Below are 14,448 nucleotides of genomic sequence, written 5' to 3' on the forward strand. Positions count from 1 at the left end.
CAAAAGACCAAGTAAGGCCCCAGCCCCCGCCCCAATCGCCGCATCCCCAGCAATCGCCCCGGTACTATATTCGCGGGGGTCCTTCTCATCGAAGAGCACATCAGAACTCGCCTGGACTGCGTAGTATTGCCCTTGGACAACCACTGCATCGGCCTGGAACTTAAGGCCCCCCCGCACGGGCACGAACCGCCCCCGAATCTCGGAACCCTGGGGGATAGCGACTTGGTTATTCGTGTCGTAGATGTCATTGCTAGTAAAGATGGAGAGCGGCTTTTCGCCATTGGGATCGAGGTAGAGGGCACCTTCACTGGAGTTGGGACTCGCTGGCAGATAGGTGTTAGCCGCCAGCCGCGAGACTGTCACATCAAAGGTACTGATGTTTTCATCTTTGTAAGAATCGTAGACCGGAGCGGGGGTAGTACGGGGGTTGAGCGGTTCAAGGACAGGGATATCTTCACGAGGGGGCAGACTCCGACTCTGGGCCAGCACCGGAACCTGACTGACCAAAAGACAGAGCGTAAGGGTAACGAGTTTAGACATAATCAGGCTCCAAAGCATACTGTTTATTCTAGTATGCCTGCCGATTCACATACCCGTAGTGTATTTTGCCAGCAAGCGCAACTCAAGACACTATTCCTGCTAGTAGCTGAAGCCGTTTTTGCGGGTATGGACCCAGCTCTCACCCTCAGTGAGCAGAGCCCCTTCGCGGATTTCACCCACGACAACCCAATGGTCCCCTGCGTCCACCCGGCCCCGCACTCGTCCGGTGAAATAGGCCAAGGCCTCTGTCAAAATCAGGACCCCGTCCTCACCCAGCCGCGTCGTCAACCCGGTAAAAGCCGGTTCCCCTAGCTCAAAACCCTTCCCAAAATGTCCGGCTAATCTGCCCATGGCGCGAGTCAAGATATGGACCGCAAAGGGTTGGCCCATCTCCGCCAGGAGAGTTTCCACGGCGCGGCCCTTACGCACTGCCATCGAGAGAGCCGGGGGTTCAAAACCCGCCTGTTGTACCCAGGAAGCCAGCATCCCAGTCCCCGTTTCGCCCGTCCCGCAGGTGATGATAAAAATACCACTCGGAATTTTACCGAGCGCGACACTGAGTAGTTCTTTGTCCACATCCGTCCCTGCACTGTCCCCCCATGGTATCAGTGGGGTAGCTAAGACCACCCTTAACCTAGGGTTAATGCGCTTGGCCTAATCTAGACCTCTAGGACCGAGTTACCCCCATGCCACTGCTGTTGTTACTGTTTTTACTCCTGAGCCCGCCGGTCGCCGCTGATCCGCTCGTTCAATTCAATGACAAGATTGCCACTTTGACCCAACACGCGGAGCGTCTCGAACAATTCCGGGAGTGGCACTATTTCTATAACTATCCCTGCGACACGACCTGCGACCAAAATTACAATACCCAACGACTGGTGGTTCTCAGGACCCTCCAAGAAGGTAGTGCCCTGCGTGCACAGTTAGTCACAGACCCTAGTGCTACCGCCGCTATGATCCAGTGGGAAACCCTAGCCAAGCGTGTCAATACGCTACTGTTGGTGACGGCGCGACGTTAAATATATAGATAGCGCAAGTTGTCATGGTTGGACCAGAATGATATTATGCTGCGGAATATCACGGGCAAACCATGGCTGACTGGAACCTTTTAGCTGAGCAATCCCTAAGGGGTGAGTTAATTTCCCGTGCTGAAGCCCTCGGTGTCTTGACCGCCAGCGATGATGTTTTATTAGAACAATTAGCTGCCGCCTACCGTGTCCGCCGCCACTACTGGGGAAACCGGGTCCGGTTGCACTTCTTACTCAACGCCCAGAGTGGACTGTGTCCTGAAGATTGTCACTATTGTTCACAATCGCGGATCTCGACCGCTGAGATTGAGAAATATCCCTTGGTAGCAAAAGAAACGATCCTCAAGGCGGCGGCTCAAGCACAACAGTTAAACGCTGGGACCTTCTGTTTTGTCATCTCCGGTCGCTCCCCCTCAGAACTAGTTTTCAACCGGGTCCTCGAAGCGGTACGTGAAGTCAAACAACACCATGACCTAAAAATCTGTGCCTGTCTCGGGCTCTTGAGTCAAGACCAAGCCCACCGCCTCGCCGCCGCTGGGGTAGACCGGGTTAACCACAACCTCAATACCTCCGAGGCTTTCCACGCCAATATCTGCACGACCCACAGCTTCCAGGACCGGGTAAAGACGATCCAGCACGTCCAAGCCGCCGGGATCACCACCTGCGCGGGAGGTATTGTCGGACTCGGTGAGAGTGATGAAGATATTCTCGCGCTGGCTCTTTCCCTGCGTGGCTTAAATATCACTAGTGTGCCGATTAACTTTTTAATTCCTATCCCTGGTACACCCTTAGCCAACCAGACGGGTCTAGACCCGAGGCGTTGTCTCCGGGTGCTATGCCTGTTTCGGTTCCTATTACCCGCCCAGGAAATTAGGATTGCTGGGGGCCGCGAGGTTCATCTGCGCTCCCTCCAGCCCCTGGGTCTCTATCCCGCCAACTCGATTTTCATTGGCGATTACTTGACTACGCCCGGACAGGCGGCTCAACGCGACTTGGCAATGATCCAAGAGGCTGGGTTTGTCCTAGAACACCCCGACGGTTCGCCCTATCACTCCACGAGTCATGTCACCCACGTCCCCGCCACCGCTTCCTAGTCGCCCCCGGCGGCGTAACCGCTGGTCCTTGCCTACCCTGGCGGACCTGCTCTGGGCGGTTTTGGGGCTGGAATTGACTGTAATGGGTACCCTCGTCACCTTGGTCTTACCGGATCGCTGGCCTGAACAGGTCATCTGGTGGCCCTTGGTGGTGAATTGGCCCTGGCAACCGGGCTATAGCTTTTCTTTGCAGGTTGCGGCGGTCCTGATTACAGGGATGGTGGGCGGGCCTTTTGCGGGTTTGGGGGCACAGGTGGCCTATCTGGTGCTGGGGCTTTGGTATTTTCCGGTCTTTTTTGAAGGGGGTGGTTTGGGCTATCTGAATCATCCGACCATGGGCTATCTACTGGGGTTTTTACCAGGAGCATGGCTGACCGGAGCCCTAGCCCTGCGCCAACGCTCCACCTTGATTGGACTGATGACGAGCGGACTATGGGGATTGCTAATGATTCATCTCTGTGGACTAGTCGGGCTTGCGCTACATTACGGTTGGGACTGGTCCTTAATTGATGCCGCCCTACGTTGCTCAGCCCTACCCTTACTGGGACAACTATTAAGTTTGTTGGGGGTCTCGCTAGCGGCTCTGGGCGTACGTCGACTCTTCTTCACCTGAGTGAAATTACTGAGACAATCTAGAACCCGTGAGAAAGTACTGAGCCTAACTGTTCCCAACCCAAGGAAAGTTAAATTAGATGGGGTCTCCTGGGACCGATAGCTCAACGAGTTCTCTGGGGATTATAGAGATGAGTCCCGCAGCGTCACACGGTCAGATCGAGGAGCCATGAGTTCAACAAAGATTTTGGTAGTAGATGATGAATTGACGATTCGCACCCTGGTGCGGCGTTACCTGGAGCGGGAGGGCTACCAAGTCGAAATTGCGGAGAATGGGGAGACGGCCCTGCGTATTTTTGACCAAATGGAGCCGGAACTCGTGGTCTTGGACCTGATGCTGCCGGATATTAACGGCTATGAGCTTTGCCAGCGGATGCAAAGCCGTACCAACGTCTACGTCCTGATGCTCACTGCCCGTGCCGATGAAGCCGACAAAGTCCAAGGCTTTGCCCTCGGTGCCGATGACTATTTGACCAAACCCTTTAGTCTCAAGGAGTTGAGTGCCCGGATCTCAGCGATTCTCAAACGTCAGCGCACCAGTACCCAGGCCACCGAGCAGGTCCTCAAGTACCAAGCGATTGCCATTGACCCGGTGCGCCGTGAGGTCCGCATGAGTGGGACTGACCTCATTGAGTTGACGGCCCTGGAGTTTGACTTGCTTTACCTCTTGGCCCAGGCACCGGGCAAAGTTTGGCGTCGGTCTGACCTCATCCGCGAAGTCTGGGGCTATGACTATGTGGGAGATGAGCGGGTGGTGGATGTCCACATCGGGCAGATTCGCAAAAAGCTGGAGAGTAATACCAGTGAACCCATTTACGTGAAGACCGTCCGGGGGGTCGGCTACAAGTTCGATGAAGGCACAGGTTCATGAAAAAGGCCTGTCCGCTTGAGCAGGCCCTTAAAAGGTTCAAAATGGTAGCCCCAAGGGGATTCGAACCCCTGTCACATCCGTGAAAGGGATGTGTCCTAGGCCTCTAGACGATGGGGACGTGCGTCTGAACCTTTTAGATTGTAAAGACTGCCTGTGTACCCTGTCAATGGTTTGAAGTCCTGACCGGGGACCAGTAAATCCAGATCTCTAAATATAACATTTGCCCGTCCCGATAGATACAACTCTTTGCTAAGATAGGAAAGCCTCTTCAGGGATAGAGCATGACCGAGAATAAGCAGCCCGTTAAGTTCCTCAATCGCAAGATTGACAAGAAGGGTCTCGCAAAGCTGATTGCTTGGGCATTTACCAACTATGGCACCGCTAAGACCGCCCAGATGGCGGATTCCCTCAAAAACCTCGGATTTCGATTTGCCACCCGCGCCGGGGTCTCGATCTCAGTGGAAGACCTAGAAGTACCCCAAGGTAAGCGGGCCATCCTGGAGCGGGCCGAGTCAGAGATCGAACAGGCCGAAGAACGCTATACCCGTGGCGAAATTACTGAAATTGAACGCTACCAAAAAGTCATTGATACCTGGGCGGGAGCGACAGAAGAACTTACCGAACAGGTCAGGACCAACTTCCAGGACCGCAACCCCCTCAACTCCGTCGGGATGATGGCCTTCTCGGGGGCACGGGGCAACCTCTCCCAGGTACGTCAGTTGGTCGGGATGCGCGGTCTGATGGCTGATCCCCAAGGGGAGATCATTGACCAACCGATTAAAACTAACTTCCGCGAAGGTTTGAACGTCACTGAGTACATTATTTCCTCCTACGGGGCACGCAAAGGGCTGGTTGACACGGCCCTCCGTACCGCTGACTCGGGCTATCTGACCCGGCGGTTGGTGGACGTATCCCAGGATGTGATCGTCCGTGAAGAAGATTGTCTAACGACTCGCACGGTCTTGGTCACATCGCTCAGAGACGGGGAGAAGCTTGTTATCGGGCTACGGGACCGACTTTTTGGTCGTTACCTCGGCGAGGATGTCCTGCACCCGATTACCAAAGAAGTCTTGGGCCGCCGCAACGATGTGGTCTCGGCGGAGATGGTGGATCGGTTTAGCCTCTCTAGCGTGGAAGGGGTGCGTGTCCGTTCGCCCCTCACCTGTGAAGCTAACCGTTCGGTCTGTCGGCTGTGTTATGGCTGGTCCTTGGCTCACGGGCAGTTAGTAGATATTGGTGAAGCGGTCGGGATTATCGCCGCTCAGTCCATCGGCGAACCGGGTACTCAATTGACGATGCGGACCTTCCACACGGGCGGGGTCTTCACCGGGGGCGTAGCGCAAACGATCAAGGCTCCCCACGGCGGGAAAGTCTTGTTGGGAGCTAACTTGCGGACCCGGCCCTTCCGTACCCGACACGGCGACGATGCCCTTTTTGTGGAACAGGCCGGGACCTTGAAGCTCCAGGGCGGAGAGCAGGGCGAAAAAGAAATCGCCATGCCCCTCGGTTCCACCATCTACGTCAGGAATGGTCAGGAAGTCCCGCTGGGGGCGATGATTGCCGAGGTCGCCATCTCCGGGAAGACCGCCCGTAAGACCACCGAAAAAGCGACGAAAGAAGTAACGGCTGACCTTTCCGGGCAAGTCCGTTACGAGGACCTGACCCCAGAAATCAAGACCGACCGTCAGGGCAACGAAACCAATTACGCCGCTCGTCAGGGGGGCCTATTGTGGGTCCTCTCCGGTCAGGTCTATAACCTGCCACCGGGAGCCGAGGCGTTTGTTAAAGAAGGCGAAACCCTCCAGCAGCACGGGGTCTTGGCCCAGACGCGGATGGTCTCCGAGCGTGGTGGCAAAGTCCGTATCAAAGACGCCGATAACAAGGGCGGACGGGAAGTCGAGATTATCACGGCTTCCTTGGTCCTTGATAATGCCCAAGTGCGTGAGGAAAAATCCAAGGGCCGTGAGCAGATGACCCTCACGACCAACAGTGGGCAGTCTTTCCTACTCAAGGCAACTCCCGGTAGCAAAGTCTACAACGGTCAAGTCGTCGCTGAGATGGTGGACGACCGTTACCGGACCCGCACTGGGGGCATCCTCAAGTTCGCGGGCCTAGAGATCTCCAAATCGCGCTCCAAGCAGGGTTACGAAGTCCTCAAAGACGGGACCCTGCTCTGGGTCCCCGAGGAGACCCACGAAGTCAACAAGGACATCTCCTTGCTGGAAGTGGAAGATGGTCAGTTGGTGGAGGCCGGGACCACGATTGTCAAAGACATTTACTGTCAGACCAGTGGGGTGGTCGGGGTAGTCCAGCGCAACGATATTCTGCGCGAACTCATCATCCGTCCCGGTGAACTGCACCTGATCCATGACCCCGCCGACCTCAAAGTACCCCACGAGTCTCTGGCCTACCCCGGCACGGAAGTTCTAACCGGAGTGGTGGTCGAGGAATTACGCTACGTAGAACAGATTGAGACCCCCGAGGGGCCAGCGGTCCTACTGCGTCCGGTGGTGGAATATCCCGTTGCGGCCCAACCCGCTGTACCCAGTCAAGCCGTGGTCTCTCAAGAGGGTGCAGGCATCCGGCTCAAGGTCGTTCAACGTATCCCCTACCGTGATGGTGAGCGCGTCAAGTCTGTGGATGGAGTGGATCTACTCAAGACCCAACTGGCTTTGGATGTAGATGAACACAGTGCCCAACTCGCCGCCGATATCGAATTCATTGACGGGACAGATACCGCAAACCCCGACGGGACAATCAGTCGGACGCTCCTACTCCAGATGGTAATCCTGGAAACCCTACTCATCCGCAGTGACCACGTGGCGGACCAAGTGAGCGGCAGTACCCGGACCCGTATCCTGGTCCAGGATGGTGACAATATCCCGCCCGGTGCTGAAGTAGCCCGGACGGAGATCCTGGCAAAGGGCGAAGGCCGAGTCCAAGGGATTACTTATTTTGGAAGTGCGGTACGCCGGATCTTGCTCGTCACTGAGGAGGACCTGTTGCGGGTGCCCGTGACCAAGCTCGAAGCCCAGGCCAAACCCCACAAACTGGTCAAGCGCGGTGACAAACTGGGGATGCAGGAGAACCAGCCCATACTCGCTCCCATCTCTGGTGAGATCCAGACGGCTGCTAATGGTGAGGTCGTCCTACGCCGAGGCCGTCCCTACCTGATTTCGGGGGGAGCCATCTTACTCCAAGAGAACGGCGACCTGATCCAGCGCGGGGACAATCTTTCCCTGCTGGTCTACGAGCGGGCTAAGACCGGGGACATCATCCAGGGTCTACCCCGCGTTGAAGAACTGCTCGAAGCCCGCAAACCGAAAGAGATGTGCGTACTGGCTGAAGATGATGGGCGGGTGCAGGTGACCCAGACCAACGACGATGCCCTACAGATCCAGGTCATTGAGACTAATGGCAGCACCCATGATTATCCCCTACTCCCCGGTCAAAACCCCGTGGTAGTAGATGGTCAGGAAGTGCGAGCGGGCGAATCGATCAGTGATGGTCCTGCCAATCCCCACGACATCCTCCGCATCTTCACCGGAACCAAGACCTCGCTACGCGGGGTAAATATCCAGCGCGGGATTGAGGCTGTCCAGCGTTACCTAGTGGATGAAGTCCAGTCGGTGTACTGCTCTCAGGGCGTCGAGATCTCCGATAAACACGTTGAAGTAATCGTGCGCCAGATGACCTCCAAGGTCCGCGTGGACGATGGCGGCGACACAACCTTCTTACCTGGTGAACTCGTCGAACTCCGCCAGATTGATCAAGTGAACGAGGCGATGGCAATTACCGGCGGTGCCCCTGCCGAATGTACTCCGGTCCTCTTGGGGATCACCAAGGCCTCTCTCAACACCGACTCCTTTATCTCGGCGGCTTCTTTCCAAGAGACCACCCGGGTCTTGACGGAAGCAGCGATCGAGGGCAAATCCGACTGGCTCCGGGGTCTGAAGGAAAACGTGATCATCGGACGACTGATCCCAGCGGGGACGGGCTTCAACAACTTCGAGGAACCCCTGGATGAACTGGTGCCCCTAGGGGACGAGCCAGATAGTCTGGGTATCGAAGAGACCTATGTTGCACCGCCAACCTGGGCCAGCAAATTCGGCGAGGGTATTAAATCCTTAGATGTAGCCGATGATGACGATGACGAATAGTTGAATGCTCCCCCTGGACTTCACCCGTTACGCAGCGCAGGCTAGGGCGAGCTTCGCCCTAGCTCTGACGGACGGTCATCAGCGTATTGCTGTGGATGTACAGATTTTTCGCCGCACGGGTCCGGCTCTTTTTAAGCCGCTTTTACTCAGTCTGCCGACACCCTGGGTGGCTATTTTTGGCACCGGAAATGCAGGGTTGGGGACGATTGAGTGGGGTGAAGGTCCGTGGACCCTACTCGATAGTGGTGAGGCTCTGGACTATCTAGGCCGTATCGCCTGGGAAACGATGGTCTTGATGGATGCGAGTTCCATTGAGAACGCACCGATGCGGGAATTTTGGCGACGAGCAGGGGCTAAACCGCTCGTCATGGTCAGTTGTTGGCCCGAGGCACCGGGGGTCATTGGGCTGGGGCGCGGTCCTGAGAAAGAACGCACCTTACTTAGGGATCAACTCACTGTGGCCTATTACCTCCAGGCCTATCGGTTCCAGCCTCTAGTCGTCCACCGCGCCTACCCTGGACCCTGGGAACTCTGGCTGACCCAGGACACCCCCCAGTTATTACACAGCCAAGACACGCCCTTCACTCCTACGCAACTCCAGAAGCTGAGTCGCAATCAACCCAGCGTGGGAGCCAAGGAACGGTTCCAGGCTTTTTGGGCGGGGCCGAGTTTTTTTCAGGCTTGGTACTAGCAAATCTACACCGACGTTCGATTTCGTAGTTTAAAAAACGGCAGGGTCGTTAATAATATGTTCAATCTCAGTCAAATGTAACCCTGAATACAGTTTAAGCCAGCGTTAAGGTGTTTACTCGATTCCTAAGCTCCATGCAAGGTCGGCCTTGCATCTGTTGGAGACCGATAGGGAGTATTTCATGCACGACAAGCTTAGGAAGGGTTGGATAGGTCTGGCCCTAGCCCTAGGGATGGTAGCCCCGGCGATGGCCCAGGATGCCGCCCTTCCCATAAACTCGGGTAACACGGCCTGGATTTTAGTCTCGGCGGCCCTGGTCCTGTTGATGACCCCTGGTCTGGCCTTCTTCTACGGTGGCTTAGTCCGGGGCCGTAACGTTTTAAATACTTTGATGATGAGTTTTGTTGCCCTCGGGGTCATTGGTCTGGAGTGGGTCTTGATTGGGTACTCCCTCGCCTTTAGCCCTGGCTCGCAGTTCATTGGTGGTCTGGACTGGCTCGGTTTGAATGGCGTAGGCCAGGAGCCGAGTCCGGTTTACATGAGTACAGTGCCCCACTTGGCCTTCATGGTTTTCCAGGCCATGTTTGCGGTCATCACCCCGGCCTTGATCTCCGGTGCCGTGGTGGACCGGATGAAGTTTAAAACCTATGTCGTCTTCATCATGCTCTGGTCTGCTGTGGTTTACGCGCCCTTGGCCCACTGGGTCTGGAGTTTCGCGATGGTAGACGGCAAGATTGTAACGGCTGGTTGGCTGGGGACCCTGGGTGCCCTGGACTTTGCTGGTGGGACCGTGGTTCATATCAGCGCGGGGATCTCGGCTTTGGTTGCCGCATTGATCCTGGGTGCTCGTAAGGGTTATCCTGACCAACCCATGCCGCCCCATAACGTACCCTTCGCGCTATTGGGTGCGGGCTTGCTTTGGTTCGGTTGGTTTGGTTTCAATGCCGGCTCGGCAGGGGCTGCCGATGGTATCGCGTCCTTGGCCTTCGTTACCACCAACACAGCGACCGCCGCCGCGATGGCGACTTGGCTTTTAATTGAGACCATCTTTAATAAACCGACAGCGGTGGGTGCGGCGACGGGTGCGGTTGTGGGTCTGGTTGCCATCACTCCGGCAGCAGGCTTTGTCACACCTTTGGGAGCAATTGCGATTGGCGGTACGGCAGCAATTATTAGTTATTCCGTAGTCCAGTTGCGCTCCAAGCTCAAGTTCGATGACTCGCTGGATGTATTTGCCTGTCACGGGATGGGCGGGATCACCGGGGCTGTCTTGACTGGTGTTTTCTGTACCAAAACTGTCAATGCGCTAGTTGTTAATGAAGGTCTGGCCTACGGCGGCGGGTTCGCGCAACTCGGTATCCAACTGACCAGTATTGCGGCAACCGCAGCTCTGGCGGGGGGAGCCACGGCGGTCATTCTGTTGTTGTTGAAATTCACCCTGGGTCTCCGGCCTGAGGACCGGGCCGAACTGGAAGGTCTGGACATTAGCGAACACGGCGAAGAAGGTTACACCGGGATGGTCAGTGGCTACGCCGTCACCCAGGACATGGGCTATAGCTCCACCGCCCAACCCCAGAACATTCCTCGTCCGGCCCAACAGGAATAGCAGGACTTCTTTTTACGCAAAGCCCCGACCGGGGCTTTTGTTTTGGTTGTATGGCAATCTAGAAGAGAACTGGAGACCACCATGTCCACTGTCAGTCTGATGCGTACCCCCAGCTATGATGCAGCAGTGCTAGATGAGGCTCTCACCGGGGTCCTCGCTCCCCTCGGTGGGATGGGAGCTTTTGTCCAACCGGGGCAACGGGTCTTACTCAAGCCGAATCTACTGACGGGATCGCGGCCTACGAAAGAATGCACCACCCGGCCTGAGCTAATCCAAGCAGTGGCCCTGAGTGTCCGGGCCTGTGGTGGTAAACCTTTTTTGGGCGATAGTCCGGCTTTTGGCACCGCTCAGGGGGTAGCACGGGCTAACGGGCTGTGGGACCTCTGCCAGGAAATTGACCTACCCCTCGTCGAATTTCACGGGGCGCGGTATGCCTCTGTCGGGGAGTTTGCCCACCTCAGGCTCTCTAAGGAAGCCATGGGTGCTGATGTGGTCATCAACCTACCCAAGGTCAAATCTCACTGTCAACTTACGATTACCTTAGGGGTGAAAAACCTCTTTGGCTGTGTCCCCGGTAAACTCAAAGCTTGGTGGCACTTGGATTCGGGCAAAGATAGTCTGCGTTTTGGGACCATGTTGGTCCAAACGGCCCAGACGATTGCCCCCCAACTCACGATCATTGATGGCATTATCGGGCACGAGGGCATGGGACCGAGTAATGGTGAACCGCGCTTTCTCGGGTTACTCGGGGCAGCAGCAGATGTATTTGCCCTAGATCGAGTTTTTTGCGCCATTCTCAATGTAGACCCCGCGACCGTCCCGACCCTGCAAGCAGCCACGGTCCTCGGGGTGGGTCCGCAGCACTTGGGTGAGATTGACTTGGTGGGTGCAACTTTAGAAGAAGTGCGTTTGACAGATTGGCAGTTGCCCCCGACGATGATGCCCTTGGACTTTGGGGTACCCAGGGTAGCCCGTTCCTTCCTGCGGGACCTCCTCGTACGTTGGGTAAAAGAACCCTTGAGCCGCCCATGAAAGTTGGTGTAATTGTCTTCCCTGGCAGTAACCGGGAGCGCGATGTGGCCTGGGTGACCCGAGAGCTCCTCCAATGCCCGACGCGCTTGGTCTGGCATACCGAGACGGACGTGAGTGATTGTGACACGCTCATTCTCCCTGGTGGTTTCAGCTACGGTGACTACCTGCGCTGCGGTGCGATTGCCCGCTTTGCCCCGGTCATGCCTGCGGTAACTCGTCATGCCGAGCAGGGTAAGCCTGTGTTGGGAATCTGCAACGGGTTTCAAGTCCTGACGGAGGCGCACCTCTTGCCCGGTGCCTTAGTCCGTAACCACAGTCTTAAGTTTGTTTGTACCTGGGTCCACCTGCGCGTCGAACAGGTCCGTTTACCTTGGACCGCGCGCTATCAACCCGGCGAAGTCCTAAAGGTCCCAATTGCTCACGGGGAAGGCCGTTATTACGCTGATCCTGTAACCCTGGCTGAACTTGAAGGAAATGGTCAGGTCCTCTTCCGCTATGTGACGCCCACTGGCGAAGCTGCTCCCCAAGCCAACCCCAACGGTTCGCTCAACAACATCGCGGGCATTTGTAACCGAGCGGGTAACGTCCTCGGTCTCATGCCTCACCCTGAAAATGCCAGTGACCCAGTACTGGGGTTAACCGATGGGCTGCGATTATTTAAGGGGATGTTGACCACACTCGTTATTCAGTAGTTGATTGAGGACGCGCAATTACCCCTAAACTTGTAGACCCCGGGATTGTGAGTTAAGTTAGATTAAGAAATCTTAGTGAGACCCCGTCTATGAAGTTTTCATGGCGCATGTTACTCCTGTGGGCCGTACCCCTGATTCTGATTGGGGCACTGCTTTTGCCTAGCTTTACGGGTAGCCAGCAGTCTTCACCCTCTAACAGCAATGTGGCAAACAGTTCCAAGCAGTACAGTGAATTCATCGCTGACCTCCAGGCGGGGCGAGTCGAGGATGTAGCGATTTTAGAAAATGGACGCACGGCGGTCGCCACGATTCGCGAACCTAATCTGGGCGACCGGGCGACGCGTTTCCGGGTGAATCTGATTCCCTTGGACCTAGAAAACCTTTACCGCTTGATGCGTGAAAAAAACGTTAGCTTCCAAGCGGCTCCTGCCAATAATAACGGTCAACTTTTTGGCCTGTTGAGTAATATTCTGTTGCCGCTTTTACTGTTGGGCGGTCTGTTTTTGTTGCTGCGTCGTTCCAACAGTGGCGGTCCTGGTCAGGCGATGAACTTTGGTAAATCCAAGGCGCGCTTCCAGATGGATGCCAAGACGGGCGTTGGTTTTGCCGATGTCGCGGGGATTGACGAGGCCAAGGAAGAACTCCAGGAAGTAGTGCAATTCCTGAAAAAGCCCGAACGCTTCACGGCTGTCGGGGCCAAGATCCCCAAGGGTGTTCTACTGGTGGGGCCACCCGGTACCGGGAAGACCCTGCTTGCCAAAGCCATTGCTGGGGAAGCGGGTGTACCGTTTTTCTCCATCTCCGGTTCTGAGTTTGTCGAAATGTTTGTTGGGGTCGGGGCTTCGCGGGTCCGGGACCTCTTCAAAAAAGCCAAGGAGAACGCGCCTTGTATCATCTTTATTGATGAAATTGACGCAGTGGGTCGTCAGCGCGGGGCTGGGATCGGCGGCGGTAACGACGAGCGCGAGCAGACCCTCAACCAGTTACTCGTCGAGATGGACGGCTTCGAGGGCAATTCAGGGATCATCATCATTGCCGCAACCAACCGTCCCGACGTATTGGACTCTGCCCTGTTGCGTCCCGGTCGTTTTGACCGTCAGATCACCGTGGACCGTCCTGACCGGGCTGGTCGTCTGGAAGTCCTCAAGGTCCACTCGCGGGGTAAAAAGCTTGACCCGACGATTGACCTAGAGGTAATTGCCCGCCGGACGCCCGGTTTTGCTGGGGCGGACCTAGCGAACCTCCTCAATGAAGCGGCAATCCTCGCTGCCCGTCGTCGGTTAGACTCCATCACGATGAAAGAAGTGGATGACGCAGTGGACCGGGTAGTGGCGGGTCTAGAACGTTCACCGCTGATGGATAGCAAGAAAAAACGACTGATTGCTTACCACGAGGTCGGTCATGCGCTCGTCGGGACACTCACAGCGGACCACGATGATGTCCAAAAAGTAACGATTATTCCCAGAGGCCGCGCTGGGGGCCTAACTTGGTTTACGCCCTCGGAGGACCAGTTGCTTATCTCCCGGATTGAGTTGATGGCACGGATCACTGGCGCTTTGGGGGGTCGGGCAGCGGAAGAAGTGGTTTTCGGTGGGGATGAGATTACCACGGGAGCCAGCGGCGACTTCCAGCAGGTGACGAGCATGGCGCGGGCCATGGTGACGCGCTTCGGGATGTCCAAACTCGGGGTGGTTTCCCTGGAGAGTGAGGGCGGTGAGGTCTTCTTGGGAGGGGCGATGATGCGTCAGCAGAGTTATTCCGAGGAAGTGGCGGCAACGGTGGATGAACAGGTACGCCAGATTGTCCGCCAGTGCTATAGCGAGGCAGTGGCTCTCTTGACAGAACACCGCGACTTAATGGATCTAGTGGTGGACCGCTTGATTGAAGAGGAGACCATTGACGGCGAAGAACTCCGTAAGATGGTTGCCCAAGCCACCCAGTTACCCAACAAGATCAAATTGGCTCTGCCAATCGCCCCGTAGAGCTAGCATTTTCTGTAAGGAGCGGGGGCAACCCCTGCTCTTTTTTTATCAAGAGCGGCGTAAAACCCCTAGCTTTAGCTATGGAGATATAAGCCGTATCAGCCAACGGCAAATAGGATATCTAAGCGACAATTTTCAGC

General features: G+C 56.1%; 12 protein-coding genes and 1 tRNA gene. 10 read left to right on the plus strand and 3 right to left on the minus strand.

Translation table 11 applies throughout. The features are described from left to right. The coding region (locus HFM78_RS05505) for a hypothetical protein (RefSeq protein WP_287128422.1) at positions 1-540 on the minus strand (540 nt) is incomplete at its 3' end. Positions 541-639: 99 nt separating this feature from the next. Continuing rightward, the gene (locus HFM78_RS05510; protein ID WP_287128423.1) at positions 640-1,116 is read right to left on the minus strand and encodes a flavin reductase family protein; all 477 of its coding nucleotides are present in this window, start codon (positions 1,114-1,116) and stop codon (positions 640-642) included. A gap of 110 nt (positions 1,117-1,226) precedes the next feature. Here HFM78_RS05510 and HFM78_RS05515 point away from each other — a divergent pair, with 110 nt between their 5' ends. The 4 genes from HFM78_RS05515 (at position 1,227) to HFM78_RS05530 (ending at position 4,145) form a co-directional block, all read left to right on the plus strand. Continuing rightward, positions 1,227-1,559: a hypothetical protein gene (locus tag HFM78_RS05515; RefSeq protein ID WP_287128424.1), complete on the plus strand. Its 333-nt coding sequence runs from the start codon at positions 1,227-1,229 to the stop codon at positions 1,557-1,559. Positions 1,560-1,630: 71 nt separating this feature from the next. Then, on the plus strand, positions 1,631-2,662 hold the full coding sequence (bioB, locus tag HFM78_RS05520; protein WP_287128425.1) for a biotin synthase BioB: 1,032 nt from the start codon (positions 1,631-1,633) through the stop codon (positions 2,660-2,662). Beyond that, positions 2,631-3,275, plus strand: a complete 645-nt coding sequence (locus HFM78_RS05525; protein WP_287128426.1) for a biotin transporter BioY — start codon at positions 2,631-2,633, stop codon at positions 3,273-3,275. Before bioB ends, HFM78_RS05525 begins: the two co-directional genes overlap by 32 nt. Positions 3,276-3,443: 168 nt before the next feature. Beyond that, entirely contained in the window at positions 3,444-4,145 is a 702-nt protein-coding gene (locus tag HFM78_RS05530) for a response regulator transcription factor (protein ID WP_287128427.1), read from the plus strand. Positions 4,146-4,187: 42 nt separating this feature from the next. Here the strand turns inward: HFM78_RS05530 and HFM78_RS05535 are convergent. Continuing rightward, a tRNA-Glu gene (locus HFM78_RS05535) sits at positions 4,188-4,263 on the minus strand. 163 nt (positions 4,264-4,426) lie between these two features. On the opposite strand from HFM78_RS05535, the gene HFM78_RS05540 reads away from it, so the two are divergent. From HFM78_RS05540 to ftsH, 6 genes are all read left to right on the plus strand, one after another. Continuing rightward, positions 4,427-8,305 (plus strand): DNA-directed RNA polymerase subunit beta', encoded by a 3,879-nt coding sequence (locus tag HFM78_RS05540; RefSeq protein ID WP_287128428.1) that lies wholly within the window; start codon positions 4,427-4,429, stop codon positions 8,303-8,305. A gap of 4 nt (positions 8,306-8,309) precedes the next feature. Continuing rightward, a complete protein-coding gene (locus HFM78_RS05545; RefSeq protein ID WP_287128429.1) occupies positions 8,310-8,996 on the plus strand; it encodes a DUF1995 family protein in 687 nt (228 codons plus the stop codon). Between the two features lie 181 nt (positions 8,997-9,177). Further along, complete coding sequence (locus HFM78_RS05550; RefSeq protein ID WP_287128430.1) at positions 9,178-10,602, plus strand: ammonium transporter; 1,425 nt, start codon at positions 9,178-9,180, stop codon at positions 10,600-10,602. Between the two features lie 81 nt (positions 10,603-10,683). Then, positions 10,684-11,634 (plus strand): DUF362 domain-containing protein, encoded by a 951-nt coding sequence (locus HFM78_RS05555; RefSeq protein WP_287128431.1) that lies wholly within the window; start codon positions 10,684-10,686, stop codon positions 11,632-11,634. Next, positions 11,631-12,326, plus strand: a complete 696-nt coding sequence (gene purQ / locus HFM78_RS05560) for a phosphoribosylformylglycinamidine synthase subunit PurQ (protein ID WP_287128432.1) — start codon at positions 11,631-11,633, stop codon at positions 12,324-12,326. Before HFM78_RS05555 ends, purQ begins: the two co-directional genes overlap by 4 nt. Positions 12,327-12,415: 89 nt before the next feature. Then, positions 12,416-14,308 carry an ATP-dependent zinc metalloprotease FtsH gene (gene ftsH / locus HFM78_RS05565; protein WP_287128433.1) on the plus strand — a complete coding sequence of 631 codons (1,893 nt, stop codon included), beginning with the start codon at positions 12,416-12,418 and terminating at the stop codon, positions 14,306-14,308. Positions 14,309-14,448 lie beyond the last annotated feature (140 nt).

The sequence above is a fragment of the Candidatus Cyanaurora vandensis genome (genome assembly GCF_013285555.1).
Taxonomy (GTDB): Bacteria; Cyanobacteriota; Cyanobacteriia; order Gloeobacterales; family Anthocerotibacteraceae; genus Cyanaurora; species Cyanaurora vandensis.